Origin of the sequence: Parageobacillus galactosidasius (genome assembly GCF_002217735.1) — a bacterium.
Taxonomy (GTDB): domain Bacteria; phylum Bacillota; class Bacilli; order Bacillales; family Anoxybacillaceae; genus Parageobacillus_B; species Parageobacillus_B toebii.
In genome coordinates this window covers 1434020-1454472 of the sequence record NZ_NDYL01000002.1, presented here as the reverse complement: position 1 = coordinate 1454472, position 20453 = coordinate 1434020, and the positions used below count along the sequence as shown (strand labels likewise).

At 41.0% G+C, this 20453-nt stretch carries 23 protein-coding genes and 2 pseudogenes; 21 read left to right on the top strand and 4 right to left on the bottom strand.

The genetic code is table 11. The annotated features are described in order from the left end of the window. Nucleotides 1–282 precede the first annotated feature (282 nt). The 6 genes and pseudogenes from B9L23_RS17005 to B9L23_RS16985 all read left to right on the top strand — a co-directional run bounded on the left by B9L23_RS17005 (nt 283) and on the right by B9L23_RS16985 (nt 3744). Complete coding sequence (locus B9L23_RS17005; protein ID WP_089098064.1) at nt 283–1497, top strand: NAD(P)/FAD-dependent oxidoreductase; 1215 nt, start codon at nt 283–285, stop codon at nt 1495–1497. 248 nt (nt 1498–1745) lie between these two features. Continuing rightward, a pseudogene (locus B9L23_RS20180) lies at nt 1746–1898 on the top strand (RNA-guided endonuclease TnpB family protein); the annotation flags it as partial. A 169-nt stretch (nt 1899–2067) separates the two neighbouring features. Continuing rightward, nucleotides 2068–2271: pseudogene (locus B9L23_RS21220) on the top strand (NUDIX hydrolase); the annotation flags it as partial. A 137-nt stretch (nt 2272–2408) separates the two neighbouring features. Further along, the gene (locus B9L23_RS20635; RefSeq protein WP_158082864.1) at nt 2409–2531 is read left to right on the top strand and encodes a YuiA family protein; all 123 of its coding nucleotides are present in this window, start codon (nt 2409–2411) and stop codon (nt 2529–2531) included. A gap of 72 nt (nt 2532–2603) precedes the next feature. Beyond that, complete coding sequence (locus B9L23_RS16990) at nt 2604–2927, top strand: YuiB family protein (RefSeq protein ID WP_081189128.1); 324 nt, start codon at nt 2604–2606, stop codon at nt 2925–2927. A 106-nt stretch (nt 2928–3033) separates the two neighbouring features. Beyond that, entirely contained in the window at nt 3034–3744 is a 711-nt protein-coding gene (locus B9L23_RS16985; protein WP_089098062.1) for a 3D domain-containing protein, read from the top strand. A gap of 20 nt (nt 3745–3764) precedes the next feature. Here B9L23_RS16985 and B9L23_RS16980 read toward each other — a convergent pair whose 3' ends face one another. Beyond that, nucleotides 3765–4577 carry a cobalamin-binding protein gene (locus B9L23_RS16980; protein WP_089098061.1) on the bottom strand — a complete coding sequence of 271 codons (813 nt, stop codon included), beginning with the start codon at nt 4575–4577 and terminating at the stop codon, nt 3765–3767. Between the two features lie 216 nt (nt 4578–4793). On the opposite strand from B9L23_RS16980, the gene B9L23_RS16975 reads away from it, so the two are divergent. The 3 genes from B9L23_RS16975 (at nt 4794) to B9L23_RS16965 (ending at nt 8117) form a co-directional block, all read left to right on the top strand. Next, nucleotides 4794–6287 (top strand): leucyl aminopeptidase, encoded by a 1494-nt coding sequence (locus B9L23_RS16975; protein ID WP_089098060.1) that lies wholly within the window; start codon nt 4794–4796, stop codon nt 6285–6287. Between the two features lie 193 nt (nt 6288–6480). Beyond that, a complete protein-coding gene (locus B9L23_RS16970) occupies nt 6481–7101 on the top strand; it encodes a DUF47 domain-containing protein (protein WP_062755846.1) in 621 nt (206 codons plus the stop codon). Nucleotides 7102–7118: 17 nt separating this feature from the next. Next, a complete protein-coding gene (locus B9L23_RS16965) occupies nt 7119–8117 on the top strand; it encodes an inorganic phosphate transporter (RefSeq protein WP_089098059.1) in 999 nt (332 codons plus the stop codon). Nucleotides 8118–8177: 60 nt separating this feature from the next. Here B9L23_RS16965 and B9L23_RS16960 read toward each other — a convergent pair whose 3' ends face one another. After that, on the bottom strand, nt 8178–8786 hold the full coding sequence (locus B9L23_RS16960) for a biotin transporter BioY (RefSeq protein ID WP_089098058.1): 609 nt from the start codon (nt 8784–8786) through the stop codon (nt 8178–8180). 727 nt (nt 8787–9513) lie between these two features. Between B9L23_RS16960 and B9L23_RS16955 the strand changes: the two genes are divergently transcribed. From B9L23_RS16955 to B9L23_RS16910, 10 genes are all read left to right on the top strand, one after another. Beyond that, nucleotides 9514–11913, top strand: a complete 2400-nt coding sequence (locus B9L23_RS16955) for a Na+/H+ antiporter subunit A (RefSeq protein ID WP_015864949.1) — start codon at nt 9514–9516, stop codon at nt 11911–11913. Continuing rightward, the gene (locus B9L23_RS16950) at nt 11913–12335 is read left to right on the top strand and encodes a Na(+)/H(+) antiporter subunit B (RefSeq protein WP_062755851.1); all 423 of its coding nucleotides are present in this window, start codon (nt 11913–11915) and stop codon (nt 12333–12335) included. Before B9L23_RS16955 ends, B9L23_RS16950 begins: the two co-directional genes overlap by 1 nt. Then, nucleotides 12335–12676: a Na(+)/H(+) antiporter subunit C gene (locus B9L23_RS16945; RefSeq protein WP_015864947.1), complete on the top strand. Its 342-nt coding sequence runs from the start codon at nt 12335–12337 to the stop codon at nt 12674–12676. The genes B9L23_RS16950 and B9L23_RS16945 overlap by 1 nt, the downstream gene beginning before the upstream one ends. Then, entirely contained in the window at nt 12669–14141 is a 1473-nt protein-coding gene (locus B9L23_RS16940; RefSeq protein ID WP_062755853.1) for a Na+/H+ antiporter subunit D, read from the top strand. The genes B9L23_RS16945 and B9L23_RS16940 overlap by 8 nt, the downstream gene beginning before the upstream one ends. A gap of 6 nt (nt 14142–14147) precedes the next feature. Next, nucleotides 14148–14624: a Na+/H+ antiporter subunit E gene (locus tag B9L23_RS16935; RefSeq protein WP_081189121.1), complete on the top strand. Its 477-nt coding sequence runs from the start codon at nt 14148–14150 to the stop codon at nt 14622–14624. After that, the gene (locus tag B9L23_RS16930) at nt 14621–14902 is read left to right on the top strand and encodes a Na(+)/H(+) antiporter subunit F1 (protein WP_062755857.1); all 282 of its coding nucleotides are present in this window, start codon (nt 14621–14623) and stop codon (nt 14900–14902) included. Before B9L23_RS16935 ends, B9L23_RS16930 begins: the two co-directional genes overlap by 4 nt. Continuing rightward, a complete protein-coding gene (gene mnhG / locus B9L23_RS16925) occupies nt 14886–15227 on the top strand; it encodes a monovalent cation/H(+) antiporter subunit G (RefSeq protein ID WP_062678372.1) in 342 nt (113 codons plus the stop codon). The genes B9L23_RS16930 and mnhG overlap by 17 nt, the downstream gene beginning before the upstream one ends. A 449-nt stretch (nt 15228–15676) precedes the next feature. After that, a complete protein-coding gene (gene kapD, locus B9L23_RS16920; RefSeq protein WP_062755860.1) occupies nt 15677–16300 on the top strand; it encodes a 3'-5' exonuclease KapD in 624 nt (207 codons plus the stop codon). 86 nt (nt 16301–16386) lie between these two features. Beyond that, nucleotides 16387–16599, top strand: a complete 213-nt coding sequence (locus tag B9L23_RS16915) for a hypothetical protein (RefSeq protein ID WP_015864941.1) — start codon at nt 16387–16389, stop codon at nt 16597–16599. A 62-nt stretch (nt 16600–16661) separates the two neighbouring features. Continuing rightward, nucleotides 16662–17180, top strand: a complete 519-nt coding sequence (locus B9L23_RS16910; RefSeq protein ID WP_015864940.1) for a superoxide dismutase family protein — start codon at nt 16662–16664, stop codon at nt 17178–17180. A 79-nt stretch (nt 17181–17259) separates the two neighbouring features. Here B9L23_RS16910 and B9L23_RS16905 read toward each other — a convergent pair whose 3' ends face one another. Further along, nucleotides 17260–18420, bottom strand: a complete 1161-nt coding sequence (locus B9L23_RS16905; RefSeq protein ID WP_062755863.1) for a MalY/PatB family protein — start codon at nt 18418–18420, stop codon at nt 17260–17262. A gap of 39 nt (nt 18421–18459) precedes the next feature. Next, nucleotides 18460–18618 (bottom strand): hypothetical protein, encoded by a 159-nt coding sequence (locus tag B9L23_RS20630; RefSeq protein WP_015864938.1) that lies wholly within the window; start codon nt 18616–18618, stop codon nt 18460–18462. A gap of 105 nt (nt 18619–18723) precedes the next feature. On the opposite strand from B9L23_RS20630, the gene B9L23_RS16900 reads away from it, so the two are divergent. Further along, nucleotides 18724–19224 carry an Lrp/AsnC family transcriptional regulator gene (locus B9L23_RS16900; protein ID WP_015864937.1) on the top strand — a complete coding sequence of 167 codons (501 nt, stop codon included), beginning with the start codon at nt 18724–18726 and terminating at the stop codon, nt 19222–19224. Beyond that, entirely contained in the window at nt 19224–20393 is a 1170-nt protein-coding gene (locus B9L23_RS16895) for an aminotransferase (RefSeq protein ID WP_374720353.1), read from the top strand. Before B9L23_RS16900 ends, B9L23_RS16895 begins: the two co-directional genes overlap by 1 nt. The last annotated feature ends 60 nt before the right edge of the window (nt 20394–20453 follow it).

Below are 20453 nucleotides of genomic sequence, written 5' to 3'. Positions count from 1 at the left end.
CCACAAATAAAATTACCCTCACCATCTTATCATACCATAAAAGCCATTTGTTATTTATGGGGATTTTTGTAGCTAATAAAAATATAAAAAACGCTTGAAAAGATTGAAAAAAAGGGCTAATATGTTTTGTGGATGCATTGTTAATTTTTTGTGACAATTGTTTAACATTTTTTTGACGATTAACGTGAATAATTTCACAAACTTTGCCCGATAAAAATGTGCATGGCGGCAAAATCTATAAACAAAATTACAAAAAAATTAAAAAGGATGGAAGTGATTTAATTGAAAAAACCAAATGTCGTCATTTTAGGTGCTGGTTATGGCGGTTTAATGACAACAGTACGTTTGCAAGAGCTTGTTGGGATCAATGAGGCGAGCATTACACTCGTGAACAAAAACGACTACCATTATGAAACAACATGGCTTCACGAAGCATCAGCCGGTACATTGCATCATGACCGAGTTCGTTATCCAATTAGCGATGTGATTGATCGCAATAAAGTGAAATTTGTGAAAGACACGGTTGTCAAAATAGTTCCTGATGAAAAGAAAGTGTTAATGAAAAATGGCGAACTCACCTATGATTATTTAGTTATTGCTCTTGGATTTGAATCAGAGACGTTTGGAATTAAAGGATTAAAAGAATACGCTTTTTCTATTTCAAACGTGAATGCTGCACGGCAAATTCGCGAACATATTGAGTATCAATTTGCTACGTATAATACAGAAGAAGAAAAGCGGGATGAGCGTTTAACGATTGTTGTTGGCGGTGCTGGATTTACAGGTATTGAGTTTTTAGGGGAATTAGTAAACCGTGTTCCTGAATTATGCCGCGAGTATGATATCGACCCGCATAAAGTTCGGATTATTTGTGTAGAGGCAGCGCCGACAGCGCTTCCAGGTTTTGATCCGGAACTGGTTGAATATGCGGTTAACCAATTAGAGCGTAAAGGCGTTGAATTTAAAATCGGCACTGCCATTAAAGAATGTACACCAGAAGGAATTATCGTAGCGAAAGGAGACGACATCGAAGAGATTAAAGCAGGCACAGTCGTATGGGCCGCTGGTGTACGCGGAAGCCATGTAATCGATGAGTCTGGCTTTGAAGCGATGCGCGGTCGTATTAAAGTGGACCCATTCTTGCGCGTTCCAGGACACGAAGATATTTTTGTCGTTGGTGACTGTTCGTTAGTGATTAATGAAGAAACTAATCGTCCATATCCACCAACAGCACAAATCGCGATGCAAGAAGGAGAATTATGTGCGAAAAACCTTGCTGTGCTAATTCGTCAGCAAGGAGAATTGCAGCCATTCCGTCCAGATATTAAAGGAACGGTTTGTTCGCTTGGCGAGGATGATGCGATTGGAGTTGTATTCGGCAAAAAAATTTGGGGAACAAAAGCAAGCTTTATGAAAAAAATGATCGACAATCGTGCTCTTTATTTAATTGGCGGTCCTTCGCTTGTAATGAAAAAAGGAAAATTTAAGTTCTTCTAATAGACGGGCAAACATTAGTGTTTGCCCTTTTTCAACATTTATATCATATTTATATACTGAAGCAACCTTTTCTTTTTTTAGCGAAAAATGGACGGTATTCGTACAAATGTAAATGTTTTTCACGAGAACATCCGCCGGAAGCCCACTGCTTTAGCTGTGGGAGGAAGGCGGGGTTTATATTTTCAGTATATATTGAATTTTTCGTTCAATATAAGTACACTGGATTTAGAAAGGTAGGTGAATCAAGAATGCTCTGCACTCTCAAGATTAAATTAATGCCAACTCTTGAACAGTTTCATGCGCTGCTGGAAACAATGAAACGGTTTAACCAAGCATGCAACTATATTAGCGAGATTGCTTTTCGCTCTAGAACCTTTTCCAAAACGAAAATCCAGCGGCTTTGACAGACCGTCAAGGGATCAGTTTTGTTGTCGAGCTTGTGGGTACGCTGCCCCTGCCGACAACGTGGCTGCGGAAAACATCCGCAGGGCTGCTGTCAACCAGCCGAACGCGGCAGCCAATTAGGCTAGTTGCAAGCCCACGGCTTAGCCGGTGGGTAGTTGACATACGATTACTGTGCAAACCGATGAATTGTTTGCGGCTGAATTTTTAAGCAAACAAAGATTGAGAGAAGATCGACATACATCTCGGTTATTGCGATATTTATTGCAATTAGAACCATTTCACTATTTTCCGGCTCATGACGGACTCAATCCCGGGGAACCGTTTGGATATACAAAATATAGTTTATATTTCAAAAATTCGAAAGATTAAGGAATATGAAGAAAACAGAAGCATGCCACTGATGTATCCGTTTACATCACGATAAATGAGGAAAATCCCTCTTTTTCTTTTGAAAAAAATTTTGGTATATTATCAGAAAATTAGGGAAAATGGAGGGATAAATAATAATGAAACATACAGAACAAACGATATGTCCATATTGCGAAGGGAACGGATACGTACAACTTTTGCTAGGTGGCTCGGAAACTTGTTATGGATGTTCAGGAAAAGGAACCGAACAAAAGAAGTAAGCCGTTTCTGAAAATTGACTCCCTTTATCCAATTCAGTACACTTAAAAAGGGTGTACTGGAGGTGATTAGGGATGCAAATGAGCTTGCCTGTTGTACTAATTTCCATGCTTTTATTTTTTGTTTTATTTTTCGGCATTGGCTTTTTATTAAATATGTTGTTGCGTATGACTTGGATTATGACCATTTTATGCCCGTTTGTATTTATGTTTATTATCGATGATATTCCGTGGACGCAATATTTTACAGATCCACAAGCTTCTTTTATAGCGTTAAAGCGTAAAGTATTGTCGCTGGCTCCAGCCGATATTTTAATTTTAGCTAGCGGATTTGCCGGCGCGCTTTGCGCTGGATTTGTCATTCGCACGTTGCGTGCGAAGGGATATCAAATGTTTTAAGGCTTTCATAATGATATGAAAGTCTTTTTTTTTTGCCTCACTTTTCTCACAATGAATATTTCTATTTTTTTGTGGAGATAAATAGAAATGTGAGAGGAGTGAGGAAATGGTTCTTCTAAAAAATATAATAAGAAGAATAACCATGTCATTATTGTTTGTAATGGCGCTACTAGCGACATTACAATCGATTTCAGGTGTCGAAGCGAAAACGATTTCTAACAGTTTGTATGATGCATCATCATTTTTCTACACAGATGATCATTTTTTTGATATATGGAATGAAGGGCGATATGTTGCGATAGATAAACAGTGGAAGCATTACGAGAAACGGAATGAACCGAAAATTTCCTCGAAAAAGGCCATTAATCAGCCGCTTCGTCTTGAAGAAGCGATTGATTGGTCAAAATATCCATCTACGGTTGTTGTTGCGACAGGATATACGGCAGGAGTAGAGTCAACAGGAAAAACACCCGACCATCCGGAATATGGAATTACCTATTCTGGGGTGCGTGTGAAACGCGATTTATATTCAACCATTGCTGCGGATTTAGATATATTTCCGATCGGCACGATTCTTTTTATCCCTGGATATGGATATGGGGTCGTAGCCGATAAAGGAGGAGCGATTAAAGGAAATCGCCTTGATTTATATTATGATACGGTCGAGGATGTATATAAATATTGGGGTAAAAAGAAGGTACAAGTGTATATCGTGAAAAAGGGTGATGGGACGCTTTCAGAAGAAGAGTTAATACGACTAAATGAGGACGAAACAATGCAAGTGTTCAGGCAACAGTATTTACAATCGAAAAGTTAAGGGCGGACAAGCACCGCCCTTTATTTTGTTAACAATGGGTCAATCCCGTCATCAGGTGGAAAAACAGACGGATGCAACAAGGCGGCAAGTTTTTTTAGACCAAGCAAAAGCCGCGGAGAAGGACGGCAATATAACGATTCTTCGAGCAAGTAAATTCTCTCTGTAAGGATAGCGTCCACTTTCTCTGCATCAAGTCTATTTTTGACAGCATCTTTATTCATTTTTTTTGTCTGCACGCCAACCCAGACGAGGCAAATATGAGAAGGATTTCGCTTTATCACTTCATCCCAGTTGGTTTGCACGTTTGCTTGCTCGATATCGGCAAAAATATTCGTTGCTCCGGCTAGTTGGCTAATTTCTGTTAGCCAATTTGTTTTACCAGGTGTAAAAATCGGCCTTGGCCACCACTCCCAATACAGCCGCGCAGGATGCTTAATATTCGCGGACAGCTGGCGATATTTCTCTATAAACGTGTGATAGCGGCGAACAACGGCTTGTGCCGTTTCTTTTTGGCCAAGTGTTTCACCGAGACGAAGCAAGTCATCCGCAATATCGTGCAATGAATTTGGCGCAAAAACGATGTGGGGAATGTTCCGTTTCTGCAGTTCTTGTACGTTTCGTTCCATGCCTGGAACGCTTAAAGAAGCAAGCACTAAATCCGGTTTCATTGCTTCTACCTTTTCCATATCGATATTTAAGTCGGGACCGACTCTCGGGAGATGGCATACGGAAGATGGCCAATCGGAATGATTGTCTACGGCAATAAGGTGGTCGTGCATATCTAAATAAGCGAGCAATTCCGTGTTGCTTGGACAAAGCGAAATAAGTCTCATCGCACTTCTCCTTCCATTTGTCATTGGGGAACAATATGCTCCCTTCTTTTTTCATTCCACATGCGTATGCTGTTTCCTTGTGATATTTTGAAAAAAGGGAGAAGATAAGATTGTCAACATTATCCACTGGAATTATGATGAGTTTGGAATATCGAAATAGTCATTGTATTTCGATATAATGGAAAAAGAAACCGTATCGTAAGGAGAGATGATGAGATGTTTACCATTAAACAGCAGCTGTCCCTTGATACAACGCATGAAGTGCTAGTGGTTGGGATGTTTGAAAAAAATCAGCCGTTAGACGGAATTATTGCCGAATGTGATCGCCGCCTTGGCGGACAAGTATCGGTTTTGTTGAAAGAAGGGGATATTTCCGCCAAGAAAAAGCAAATTTCCAAAGTACATACTCTCAATCAAGCGGGAGTAAAACGACTTTATTTTGTCGGATTAGGAAAAGAAGAAGCGTTGACATTTGATTTATTGCGAGAAGCGTTTGGCAAGCTGTTTAAAACATTAAAACAAGCAAAACGAACGGAAGCGGCAATCGCTTTAGATACGTTTGTAACAAAAGATATTGACGCAAGTGATGCGGCACATGCGCTTTCGGAAGCTTATTACCTTGCGACATACGAATTTCCTGGATATAAACAAAAAAAGAACGAACCAGAAAAGCGGATCGAATCAATTACGATTTACACAGAAGCCGATCAAGCAGAAATCGAAGCAAGCGTGTTTGTCGGCTCCGTATACGGAAAAGCGACAAACTCGGCGCGCACGTTGGTCAATACGCCTAGCAACTTATTAACCGCGGCAGATTTAGCGAATTACGCAGTGGAATTAGCAAACAAATATGAGTTTGAATATGAAATTCTGGAAAAAGACGATATGGAAAAGCTCGGAATGGGAGCGTTTCTCGCTGTGAACCAAGGCTCCAAAAATCCGCCAAAAATGATCGTCCTCAAATACCAAGGGAAAGAAACGTGGGAAAACGTCATCGGGCTTGTCGGAAAAGGAGTGACGTTTGATACTGGCGGCTACTCCCTTAAACCACGTGAAAGCATGGTCGATATGAAAACAGATATGGCTGGTGCGGCGGCAGTGCTTGGCACGATGGAAATTATCGGGGAGCTTCGCCCAGAACAAAATGTTGTTGCTGTCATTCCGGCTACTGACAATATGATTAGCGGTGAAGCGTTTAAACCGGACGATGTGATTACATCGATGAGCGGAAAAACGATTGAAGTAAAAAATACCGATGCAGAAGGCCGTCTTATTTTAGCAGATGCCATTACATATGCGAAACATCATGGCGCCAGCTATTTAATTGATGTCGCGACGCTAACGGGCGGTGTCATTGTAGCGCTTGGCGTTCATACAACGGGTGCGATGACCAATAACGAAGCGTTATTTGAGCAAGTGTTAGAAGCGTCTGCGGAAACAGGGGAGTTTATTTGGCGCTTGCCAATTACGGAAAAGGATAAGGAACGTGTACGCAGCAGTAAAATTGCAGACCTTAATAATTCACCAGGACGAGAAGGACATGCGATTATGGGCGGTGCGTTTCTCGGTGAATTTGCGGAAGATACACCGTGGGTTCATCTTGATATTGCGGGAACATCCGTTACTTCGAAAGAGCATGATCTCGGACCGTCTGGAGCTACTGGGGTAATGGTTCGCACGCTTGCGACGTTGGTGGAGCGATTCGAATAATATGAAAAACGAAGCCGACTTGTATGGCTTCGTTTTCTTTTTGGAATGATATACTTAAAAAATATTTATAAAATGTTAAGGTAATGTAAATTTAGTGTAAATTTTTTATATGTTCATTGTAAATTCGACATTTATTGCTAAAATAGAACACAGTGGCCAAATTTCCATACGTTAAATAAATGGGGGTTTTCATATGATTTTTTCACCAAAAAAAGATGTCTTTTTTGATTTATTATTTACGATTTCCGAAAATGTGAAAGAAGCGGCGCAATATTTTGTCGAGTATAAAATCCGTAATGTCAGCGATTTGAAAGAATTTGCGCGTGTGATGAAAGAATATGAGCGCAAGGGCGACTCCTATATTCATGAGCTTGTTGTCGAATTAAATAAAACGTTTATTACGCCAATTGAGCGCGAAGACATTCACCAATTAGCAATGAAGATGGACGATGTGTTAGATGGGCTAGAACAATGTTCCGCCCGCTTCGAAATGTTTTCATTTACGGAAATTGATGATCATATGGTGCAATTTTTTAATAATATTTATCAAAGCACGATTGAAATTGTTAATGCACTTAAATTGTTGTCTCAGAAAAAGCTTCTCGATATGCGGACACATGCCATTAAAATTAAGGATTATGAGACAAAATGCGATGAAATTTTACGTGCTTCGATCAAAAATTTATTTGTAGAACAAAAGGATCCGATTAAGATCATTCAATATAAAGAACTATATGAAATGTTAGAGGAAATTGCGGATAGCTGCGAGGATGTGGCGAATACGATTGAAACAATCATCATGCGTAACGCATAAAAGGGGACGTTGTTTTTATGGATATGATATTTTTACTTACGGCTCTTATTGTCATTTTTGCGTTGGCATTTGATTTTATTAACGGGTTTCATGATACTGCCAATGCCATTGCAACATCGGTATCAACAAGAGCATTAGCGCCACGACAAGCGATTATTTTAGCGGCGACAATGAACTTTATTGGCGCATTGACATTTACTGGTGTTGCAAAAACGATTACGAAAGATATTGTTGATCCATTCGCACTCGAGAACGGTTCCGTCGTCATTTTAGCGGCATTGACAGCAGCCATTGCGTGGAATTTAATTACGTGGTATTACGGAATTCCAAGCAGTTCTTCGCATGCGTTAATCGGTTCTATTGCGGGTGCCGCTGTTTCTGCAGCAGGGTTTGATGTTTTGCATTATGAAGGATTTTTGAAAATTATGGAGTCTCTTGTGATTTCTCCTTTCCTTGCTTTGGGAGTCGGCTTTGTGATGATGACTCTATTCCGTTTCATATTTAAAAATGCCAATTTGTCACGCACGACAAAAGGGTTCCGTATGTTTCAGGTCGTGACAGCCTCGTTACAAGCATATACACACGGAACAAACGATGCCCAAAAAGCAATGGGGATTATCACAATGGCACTGATTGCCGCTGGCTATCATACGTCGACAGATATTCCGGAATGGGTTAGAATCTCTGCAGCGACGGCCATGGGGCTTGGAACCGCAGTAGGTGGATGGAAAATTATTAAAACGGTTGGGGGAAAAATTATGAAAATCCGCCCAATCAACGGGGCGGCGGCAGATTTATCGTCCGCTCTGATCATTTTTGGCGCCACCACGATTCACTTGCCTGTTAGTACGACCCATGTTATTTCTTCCGCAATCATGGGGGTTGGTGCGGCACAACGAGTTAAAGGCGTTAAATGGGGTGTGGCGCAGCGCATTGTATTAACATGGATTATTACGTTGCCTGTTTCTGCACTTATTGCTGGATTTGTCTATCAAATCTTTAGATTGTTTTTTTAAAAAACGTGCATGGATTCACATGCACGTTTTTTTATGAAAAGTTTTTATGGGAGCGCTACTCTATGCCACGCGTTGATGGTATGAGGCGGATTTACGGACAGACATATAAATTCGCGGTGAAAGGATGCCAGCGATCACGGATAAAATAATGTCTTTTGGAAGCGGGACGATCATCCAACTCCATGCCAAAGCATAGGAAAATCCTTTAGGCGCTTCCGCCCAAAATTTATAAGCGATATACATCCAGTTGGTGCCGATCAGATAGTTAATGGCCATACCAGCGAGCGTAGCAGCGATAAATCGAACAACGGACGGATTTCCGTTTCCCCGTTCAATCATCCATCCTGTTACATAAGCAGCAAAAATGAACGATATAATAAATCCAAACGTTGGTCTGGCAACGCTGCCAAATCCTCCGCCAAACTGTGCAAACACAGGAGCGCCGAATAGCCCAATGAGCATATAAACAATCATTGCTACTGCTCCCAATCTTCGCCCTAAAATTGCGCCAGCAAGCACGCAAAAAAACGTTTGTAATGTAATCGGAACACCGCCGATAACTAGAAATGGCGCCCACGACGTAATATTTGCTCCAATTGCCATTAATGCTGCAAACATGCCGACTAATGTTAAGTCAATAGCCCGCCATTTTGGGCGTGTTTCTTTCATATGTAAACCCCCTTTTATTTATCGGTTAACAAAATAGTACCGAACAATGTTTTTTATGTCAACTATAATATTTTTTCAGTATGCACATAACAAATCATCTCAATGGAGACTTTATACAAAAGTTGGATTAACAGGCGGATACTGCCTTATCGGATAGGATAAGGGAAATGAGGCATAAAACATGGTGGTGTTCCCCCTTATTAGTGAATAATCTATATTACTATATGTGCATTGCGGGAGAACGGAATGAAAAATGGAAGAGTTTTTAATTTTTTGCCAACCTTAGAGCAATGAAATGGGAGTTGTTTCGTCAATTATAACATGGTTAAGAGAAAATCGCGTTGCTTCATGAAGGGGCAAAAAGGGGAAACGTGTATCGCTGTTGGACAACCCCCATTGGTTTAGTCAATGTGAGCAAGCTGAATTGAACAAAAAAACATTCAAATGTTATCATAAAATAAAACGCAATTCATTCATAAGGAAAAACGTAAATAATAGATATTCATGATAACGAACGACCATTTATGGAATGGGGAAAGATGAATGGTAGTGTATATCGACAACATGCAAGGTAGAATAGTAGTCAGAAGCACATTTCACTATTTCTTATAATTAAAATAGGCATGTTTGCTGCATTGGCCTCACTTCAAATAGTTAGCAAAAGGTTATTGTATATAAAATATGGCGATGAGGCAGCTAAAGTAATATAAGTTAGGAGGATTAAGCGGTGTCGATGTTGCATTGGGCAATTATATCTCCATTTTTATTAGCTATTTTTGTTCCGTTTCTGTATAAGTATGTTCGCCCTATTCATACCGGTTTGTTTATTTTGCCTTTGCCTATCATCTTATTTATCTACTTTATTCAGTATATTTCGATTACAGAGAAATATGGCACACAAATAGAAACCGTACCTTGGATTCCCTCTCTAGGATTGGATTTTACTGCTTATGTAGACGGGTTAGGTTTATTATTCGCGCTCTTAATTACAGGAATTGGTTCCCTTGTTATTTTATATTCGGTTTATTATTTATCAAAAGAAAAAGAAAAGCTTCATCATTTTTATGTATATTTGCTTTTATTTATGGGAGCGATGCTCGGCGTCGTTCTTTCCGATAATTTAATGGTGCTGTATTTGTTTTGGGAATTAACTTCGCTTTCTTCTTTCTTATTAATTGGCTATTGGAATGAGCGTGAACGCTCCCGTTACGGGGCGCAGAAATCGATGTTGATTACGATTTTTGGCGGACTTGCCTTGCTTGGGGGCTTTTTGCTGCTGTCTGTCATGGGAGGAACGTATAGCATACGCGAATTAGCTGCCCAATCTTCCGAGCTGGCAGGCCATTCGCTGTTTGTGCCGGCGTTATTGCTAATTTTGTTAGGGGCTTTTACAAAATCTGCGCAGTTTCCGTTTTATATTTGGCTTCCTGATGCCATGGAAGCGCCAACGCCAGTAAGTGCATACTTGCATTCCGCAACGATGGTGAAAGCAGGGATTTACTTAGTTGCGCGCTTAACGCCAATATTCGCCGTATCGCCGTTATGGATTTGGCTAGTTGGCGGAATAGGAATTTTGACACTGTTTTGGGCGTCGTTTCACGCTCCACGGCAGACGGATCTCAAAGGTATATTAGCGTATTCTACCGTTAGCCAGCTCGGCTTAATCATGTCGCTGCTTGGTGTTGGAGCGCTCTCGTTTCATTACGATACTATTGATGACAATATATATATAATCGCGACGGTGGCGGCAGTGTTCCATTTGATTAACCATGCGACGTTTAAAGGAAGCTTGTTTATGGTCGTAGGCATTGTTGACCATGAAACAGGGACGAGAGATGTTCGTCGTCTCGGCGGTTTAATGACGGTGATGCCAATCACATTTACAGTTGCGTTGATTGGTGCGCTATCGATGGCGGGAATGCCACCGTTTAATGGATTTTTAAGCAAAGAAATGTTTTTTACGGCAATGGTTCGGGTGCTGCAGGCGGACATTTTTTCGCTTGATACATGGGGAATTTTATTCCCGGTTATTGCATGGATTGCTAGCGTTTTTACGTTCTTGTACAGCTTTTTGTTACTCGGCAGAACGTTTTTCGGCTCCTATCAGCCTGAACAATTGCCGAAAAAACCGCACGAAGCGCCGTTAGGAATGCTTATTGCTCCGGTTGTTCTCGCGCTTCTCGTCATCGTATTTGGACTTTTCCCAAACATGTTGTCACATACGCTCATCGCTCCAGCTGCTGATGCGATTTTAACCGGTCCATTTCGCACGGAAGGATCGGCGCTGCACATTAGCCACTGGCACGGATGGACCATTGAGCTATGGATGACGATTGGCGTTATTGTACTTGGGACAATGTTGTACAAGACGTTTCCAAGATGGAAAAGTCTATATCAAAAATTTCCGAAGCGTCTTTCTCTTAATCATCTGTATGACCGTATGGTAGATGGAATGGAGAGAGGATCGTACACGTTAACCGAAAGCTATATGACAGGCTATATCCGTACTTACTTTGTGTATATTCTCTCCGCTTTCATTGCGTTGCTCGCTTTCTCCATCTTGGTGAAAGGAAAATGGCATATTTCAACTGATCATCTGGCACCAGTAGGGGCTCATGAACTTGTATTATCACTAATTATCATCGCTGGAACCATCACTACTATCATGGCTAAATCACGTCTAACCGCCATTATTGCACTTGGTTCCGTCGGCTATACGGTCACTCTTTTCTTCGTATTGTTCCGTGCACCGGATTTAGCGTTGACGCAGTTAGTCATTGAAACGATTTCCGTCTCGCTATTTTTGCTTTGCTTTTATCACCTGCCACAGCTCAGCCGTCATGAAAAAGGGATTCGTTTTAGATTGGGAAATGCCCTCATTTCCATAGGGGTCGGAGTGATAGTTAGCTTGATCGCTTTACTTTCCTATAGCCAAAAAAATTTCGACACCATTGCCCAATATTATGTGGAAAATACGTATGAAAAAGCCGCGGGAAAAAATATGGTCAATGTCATTTTAGTTGATTTCCGGGGTTTTGATACGATGTTTGAAATATGTGTGCTCGGTATTGCAGCTTTGGGCATTTACGTGATGGTCAAACTACGAATGTCGAAAGGAGAGAAATAGTGAAAACGAACGACGTTATTTTGCGGACGTTGACCTGTGTCGTGACGTTTATTATCATCTTATTTTCCATTCATCTCTTTTTTGCGGGGCATTATCATCCAGGCGGAGGATTTATTGCCGGGCTAATGACTTCCGGCGCCATCGTGTTGTTGCTTTTGACGTTTGATATAAAGACAGTTCGATCAATGATTCCAGTTGATTATAAAATTTTAATCGGTGTTGGGCTTTTATTTGCTGTCGGTACGGGAATAGGGGGACTTGTTTTTAATGTCCCCTTTTTAACCCATGCTTACCATCACTTTCATCTCCCGCTGTTAGGCCAAACATCGCTGCATACCGCTGTTCTTTTCGACTTAGGCGTATATCTTGTCGTTATCGGAACTACGATGACCATTATTGAAACGATAGGAGAGAGCGATTAATGGAAATTGTCATGATTATTGTCATTGGCTGTTTGTTTGCCGGGGCTACTTATCTCATATTGAGTAAAAGTTTGCTCCGAATTATTATCGGAACCGGTTTACTAAGTCATGGAGCACATTTACTGTTGTTAACAATGGGGGGATTAAAGGCTGGGGCCCCGCCTCTATTAGAAGAACAGGCGAAACAATATGTGGATCCAATACCACAAGCGCTCATTTTGACAGCGATTGTGATCAGCTTTGGTGTAACTGCCTTTTTTCTAGTTCTCGCTTATCGTTCATATCAAGAGATTGGAACGGATAATATTGAAAAAATGAGGGGAAAGGAAGAAGATGATTAATTTACTGATATTGCCAATAATCATTCCATTAGTTACTGCTATTGTCCTAATTTTTTTCGCGAAGAATATTTCTGCTCAAAAAGCGATATCCGTTTTTGGAGCATTAGGAATGATATTCGCTAGCATCATGCTAGTACGCCGTGTTCATACGGAAGGAATACAAACGTTGGATATCGGAAACTGGCCTGCTCCATTCGGTATTACGCTTGTATCGGATATGCTGTCTGCCATGCTTGTATTGACGACAAGCATCATTGCGTTTGCCTGCTTGCTTTATTCTTTTGCCACCATTGGCCGCAGCCGCGAATCATTTTATTACTATTCGTTCTTCTATTTTTTGCTTGTTGGTATTAATGGTGCGTTTACAACCGGAGATATTTTTAACTTGTTTGTCTTTTACGAAGTGATGCTTATATCTTCGTATGTTCTTCTTGTATTGGGAGGAACGAAAATACAGTTGCGGGAAACGATTAAGTATATGCTCGTCAATGTTTTTTCATCCGCTCTATTCGTTATTGCTGTGGGATATTTATACGCTGTAACTGGAACGTTAAACATGGCCCACCTTTCTGTTCGTGTAGCCGAGGTGGAAAATCAGTCTATTTTAACGGTGATTGCTATTTTGTTCCTTATCGTTTTCGGGTTAAAAGGAGCGATTTTCCCGTTTTATTTCTGGCTTCCAGGGTCGTATTCCGCTCCGCCATCCGCTGTTTTGGCTCTTTTCGGCGGCCTTCTTACGAAAGTAGGAGTATATTCAATTTTACGTACATTTACTCTTATTTTTCATCATGATGTAGGTTATACGCACACTATTTTAGCATGGTTGTCCATTGGAACAATTGTTGTCGGAGTCATCGGGGCAATTGCTTATCGTGATTTGCGGCAAATCGTTATTTATAACATTATTGCGGCGGTCGGTGTCATGACGTTTGGGATTTCACTGATGACGAACGAAAGCTTGGAAGGTACTGTCTTTTATTTACTGCAAGATATGGTGATGAAAACAACGATGTTTTTGATTATTGGAGCGATTGCGTATGTTACGGGAACGAATCAGTTGAATCAATTTAGTGGATTAATGAAAACCTATCCGCTGTTAGGATGGATGGTGTTTCTTTCTGCTCTCGCGCTTGCAGGCATCCCGCCGTTCAGCGGCTTTATAGGAAAAACGCTTATTGTTCGCTCCAGTTTTGCTGACGGCCAGCTTCTTTCTGCTCTCGTTATTTTGCTGTCGAGTTTGTTCGTGCTCTATTCTATTATGAAAATTTTTGTTTATGGATGTTGGGGCGAACAAAAAGGATATGAAGCAAAAGAAATTCGCACACTTTATATTCCTATCGCTATGTTGCTAGGATTGACGGTTTTATATGGAGTCGGAATTGAATTTGTTCGTCCGTTCGTGTCACAAGCCATATCGGTGCTAGCGGATCCAGCGATTTATATCGAGTCGGTGTTAAAGGAGTAGAGACGAATGGCATTACAAATATTGCTGAATGTTTTATTAGCATTTGTCTGGATGTTTCTTTCCGCTTCGTTTAATGCTTCCACCTTCATTGTCGGGTACATTCTTGGTTTACTGATTATTTTCATGTTAAGAAGATATTTTCACTCTCGTTTCTATGTCATCCCTTTTCTTGTGATATGCAAGCTTATTCTTATCTTTTTGAAAGAACTGTTGTTGTCGAATATTGCTGTCCTAAAAGTGATATTAGCTCCGTCAATGAATATTCAACCGTGTATTTTCGCGCTGCCGCTTGAGGTAAAAAAAGACTGGGAAATCACGGTGCTATCTAACCTAATTACATTAACTCCCGGAACGCTCGTTGTAGATGTGTCAGAAGACCGTAATACGCTTTATGTCCACGCACTTGATGCTCCTAATGTCGAGGAGACGATTAAACAAATAAAAGAATCGTTTGAAAAGACGATTCTGGAGGTGAGCAAATGACGGTTATTTTTAATATTGCGCTCGTTATTTTGTCCATTGCCATGTTTTGTTTTCTTTATCGGGTTGTGAAAGGGCCGAGCGTTGCTGACCGAGTGATTGCACTTGATGCAATGGGAATTTGTTTGGCAGGAATTGTAGCGATTTTCTCCATCATATTAGAAACGAGTGCGTTTCTTGAAGTGATTTTGTTAATTGGTATTTTAGCTTTCCTTGGAACGGTGGCGTTCGCAAAATTTTTACAGAAAGGTGTGATCATCGAACGTGAAAGGGATCGCTGATGCAGTTGTTATTTTCTTCGTGGTTGTTGGTGCTATTTTAGTGTTAATTTCAGCTATCGGAGCGATTCGGCTGCCAGATGTGTATACAAGAAGCCATGCTATCAGTAAAAGCACCACACTTGGGATTATGTTTATTTTACTTGGCACGTGTTTTCATTTTTTCATCCAGGAAGGTCATTTTAATTCCCGTCTTTTATTAGGAATTGTCTTCATTTTTATGACCTCTCCAGTTGCAGCGCATTTTATCAGCCGTGCCGCTTATTATTCCGGGGTTGAACTATGGGAAAGAACCGTTCGGGACGATCTCCGCAATCAAAAGGAATAAAGGCGGCTCTCTCAATGGCAAGCGAATAGGCTTAATAAAGGCGCACTTGCACTGTTTCATCACAGGGGGCTGTAAAAAAGTCCCTTTTTTTCTTTTTGAAGAAATATCCGTTTCTTTGAAACGAATCAAGAAGAAGCCCTTTAATAAAAATCACTGAAGATAATAAACCTGTTCCGTTTAAGTACGAATAGGCTTGCTTGGAGTACAAATGCTTCATAAATTGCTAGAAGTAAGATTTGAATAGTAAATCGCTAGTTTATTCATCATAATTTTCCTACTTCCCCATTAATTATATAACTTATGCCCCACTTTTATATATCTCGTATATATCAGGCTTACGCCCTTTTTTTATATTTTCTGAAAAAGGGAAATAAAATATCGTTTCCCCGTGATATAATAGTAGTAACGATCGTTCGTTACTCTATGAAGCAAGAAAGGAGGGAAAAGGTATGTCCGCAGCACAACAATATTTATTCCTTGATTTTGAATTTACGATGCCAGAGACGAAGACGGAACCAAGACGATTTTTTCCGGAAATTATTGAAGTCGGGCTTGTCGTAGTTGTTGATGACCGAGTATGTGACCAATTTTCATCTTACGTGAAACCAATGCGATTTCCCGTGCTTACAGATCGGTGCAAATCATTTTTAAATATTACGCAAGAGCAAGTAGATCAAGGAATGAGTTTTCATGAACTAGTTGCGCTGTTGCATCAATACGATCGTTCGAGGCCAAGCACGGTGGTTACGTGGGGAAGCATGGATATGAAAGTGTTACGGGAAAACTGTATGAATGCTAATTTGCCATTTCCATTTACAGGAGAGCACCGCGATTTAGCGATGGAATATAAATTGTTTTTTGGCGACAAAAATCAGACGGGACTGCGAAAAGCGATCCAAGAATATGGAAATGAAGGAGTCGGGAAAGCGCATTGTGCTTTAGACGATGCTTTTACCACTTATAACATTTTCCGATTGGTGGAAAATGACAAAAAATATTTAGCAAAGACAAAGCCGCCAACGATTGGGGAACGGATTGATTTCACTCAGCTAAGAAAAAAGTTTGCTCTTTAAAGGTCGCTTTTTTGGCGGATTTTTCGCTTTGTTTATGATAATATAATAATTGATGTATCATTTTATGCGTGAGAGGTTGTCGAACGATGATCATTCCATATATATTAAACTGGACTTTTTTATATTTTCCTGAAGATAAACGAGAGTACATTCCAGCTGCCATCACATGTACGATTTTTCTTATTGCCGCAATTTTAACGATGCGGCTGATCATAAAAATTTCGAAACGTCAGGAAGAAAAGGCAAAGGAATTAGAAGAACAATTAAAGAAAGACAATATTGTTCATAATGAAAAATGATGGTTTAATTGTTTTCCCCTTTGGCAATACTATATGTAAAAAGGTGTTGCTGGAGGGGTTTTGTGTTTCAAAAGTTAGGTTTGTTACTGGCGGTGTTTTTATTTGCCGCCGGTTGTAAAAAGGAAAACGTGACGAATTTAGAAGTTAATATGATTAATAGTGCCGGTGATTCGATCGGTACGATAAAACTATCAGAACAAGCGAAAGGCGTTAAATTGAAACTGGATTTGGAGGGACTTCCGCCTGGTGAGCACGCGATTCACATTCATGAAAAAGGAGTTTGCAAAAAGCCGGACTTTCAATCGGCTGGAAGCCACTACAATCCAGATGGAAAGAAACATGGATTGCTTCATCCAGAAGGGGCTCATGCCGGGGACTTGCCTAATATTATCGTAAAAGAGGACGGAACGGTAAACGTGGAATTGACAGCGCCAAATGTGACGCTGAAAGAAGGACAGAAAGGTTCGCTGTTGACAAAAGACGGGACGGCGATTGTCATCCATGAAAGAAAAGATGATGGGATGACACAGCCGGCTGGAGATGCTGGTGGACGAATTGCATGTGGTGAAATTAAAAAATAGATAAAAAGGCTCTACCTTGTGTAAAGGAAAGAGCCTTTTCTTATTTTTTAAAATTTCGTTCGTTGTTCGAAGATGAAAGCTATTGCAACGCAACTGATAGGCGGAAAAGAGCATCTTCTAACGTTTTTCGCGGGCAAGCAACATTCATGCGAATAAATCCTCTCCCTTCTTCTCCGAATTTGCTTCCAAATTCTACAGCAATCTTCCCTTTCTCTAAAAGAAGCTGCCTTAGTTGTTGTTCTGTCACATCTAGTTGCCGGCAATCGATCCACACGAGATATGTCGCTTCAGGGCGAATGACACGAAGTTTTGGCAAGTTTGCTTCTATGTAAGAACATAAGTAATCAATATTTTCTTGTAAATATCGCAATAATGCATCGAGCCATTCCTGACCGTGCCGGTAAGCTGCTTCGGTGCCGGCAACCGCGAAGGTGTTGAGTGTAAAAAAGCCTTGCCGTTGTTGTACTTTGTTAAATTGCCGTTTTAATGTTTCGTTTGGAATAATCGCAGCGGCCGCTTGCAGTCCGGCAAGGTTAAATGTTTTCGTCGGAGCGATGCATGTGACGCTGTTTTCCGCAAATGCCGGATCAATCGAAGCGAACGGAACATGTCGGTGCGGCAGAAATGTCAAATCGGCGTGAATTTCGTCGGAAACGACGATGACGTTATGTTTGATGCATAATTCCCCTATTTTCGTTAATTCCTCATATGTCCAAACACGACCTCCAGGGTTATGAGGGCTGCATAACAGCAATAATTTGGCACCTTGAATTTTTTTCTCGAAATCTTCCCAATCGATTTCATAGCGGTTTTCTGCAAGTCGCAAAGGGCTTGTTACAAGCGTGCGCTGATGTTTTTTAACAAGCTGAAACAGCGGAGGATATACAGGCGTAAAGACGACGATGCGGTCATTTTGTTCCGTAAACGCTTCGATGGCATTGGCAATCTCCGGCACTACACCAGTAGAAAACGAAAGCCAGGATGGTTCAATCTCCCATTGATGCCGCAACTTGAGCCAATTCTTTATGGCGTCTTTTAGCGAATTGGGAATGACTGTATATCCGAAAATACCGTGTGCAATTCGTTCATGCAGCGCTTTTATGACGGCTTGAGGAGCTGGAAAATCCATATCCGCTACCCACAATGGCAGCACGTCTTTCGCTCCAAAAACGCGCTCTGTATCATCCCATTTCAAGGAGTGGGTATTGCGGCGGTCGATGACATCGTCAAACGAATACATAAAATGCGTCCTCTCCCTTCTTTTTTTAAGGATTATCGCTTATAATTTTTGTATGCTCAACATTTTTGCTTGGAAGGTGTGGACAGACGATGGATGCGCAACAAATACAGAGCGTTTTTGTTCCATATTGTATGCTTCGTAATAAAGCTGAATATTATTTAACTGGATTGTTTGCGCACTTGGTTGCGATGTTGCCATCGTTCGCCACCTCTCATAATTTATTGTAGCATAGTTGTAGTATTTGCCATTTTTTCGTGCAAATTGATAGAATTTATGTGAAAATGTTTATCGGGGGGATGGAGAGTGAAACTGACCGAAAAAGAAATAGAAATTATCGAAATATTAGAAAAAGACGCGCGTATTCCGATCGAAACGCTGGCAAAAATGGTATCGTTATCCGTGGAAGAAACAGAAGCGATCATGAAAAAACTTGAGGAAATGAAAGTGATTGTGCAGTACGCGGCGCTTGTCGACTGGCGAAAAGTAGACGGACATGAAGGAGTTACGGCGATGATTGATGTCAAAGTAACGCCAAAACGAGGAGTAGGGTTTGATGAAGTGGCGGAGCGCATTTATCGTTTTCCAGAAGTAAAATCCGTTTATTTAATGTCAGGAGCGTATGATTTATCCGTTGTCATTGAAGGGCGTTCTATGTCGGAAGTGGCGCAATTCGTTTCTGAAAAATTATCAACGTTAGATTCCGTCATTTCGACGACGACTCATTTTATATTGAAAAAATATAAACATGACGGTACGGTGTTTGACCAAGGAGATCAAGATCGTCGCATCGTGATGGCGCCATGATGCAACGAACGAAGAAATCCTATTTGTCGGAAACAGTCGCTCGTCTGAAGCCGTCAGGAATTCGCCGTTTTTTTGATCTTGCTTCCAGCATGGAAGGAGTTATTTCTCTAGGGGTGGGCGAGCCTGACTTTGTCACATCATGGAACATACGTGAAGCATGTATTTTGTCGCTTGAGCAAGGATATACATCATATACGGCAAACGCTGGACTTTTAGAGCTTCGTCAAGAAATTGCCGCTTATTTAGCCCGAAAATTCCATATTGAATACGATCCCGAAACAGAAATTCTTGTCACGGTCGGCGCAAGCCAAGCAATTGATTTAGCACTGCGGGCGACGGTGAATCCTGGGGATGAAGTGATCGTTGTTGAGCCTAGCTTTGTTGCTTATGAATCGCTTGTTACGTTGGCAGGAGGAGTGCCTGTTCCGGTAGAAACAAATGGGGATGACCATTTCAAGCTTCGTGCAGATCAAATCGAGCGGGTTATTACCGATCGAACAAAAGCGCTCATCATCTGTTCACCAAACAATCCGACAGGGACGGTGCTCCATAAAGAAGAGCTAGAAGCAATTGCGCAAATCGCAAAAAAACATGATTTGCTTATTATTTCGGACGAAATTTATGCAGAGCTGACGTATGACGATTCATACATAAGCTTTGCGGCGGTAGATGGAATGCGGGAGCGGACCATTTTGATTTCTGGTTTTTCGAAAGGATTTGCCATGACGGGCTGGAGGCTTGGATTTACCGCGGCGCCTGCGGAAATTTTACAAGCGATGTTAAAAATTCATCAATATGCGATGATGTGTGCGCCGACGATGGTGCAATACGGTGCGATTGAAGCGTTAAGAAACGGAGAGCAAGATGTCGAATATATGAGAAAAAGCTATCGTCGCCGCCGCAACTATTTTGTGCAATCGTTAAATGAAATTGGGCTTAGCTGTCATATGCCTGGCGGAGCGTTTTATGCATTTCCGTCTATTCAATCGACTGGGCTGACATCCGAACAATTTGCAGAGAAATTGTTGTTGGAGGAAAAAGTTGCGGTCGTACCTGGAAACGTATTTGGCGCAAGCGGGGAAGGATATATTCGCTGTTCTTACGCTTCCTCAATGGAACAGCTGCAAGAAGCGATCAAACGAATGAAACGCTTTTTAGATCGATTGTAGCCATGGATGTTCTGCCATTCCATCATTGGGATGGCAGAACATATTTTTTCTATTGGACAA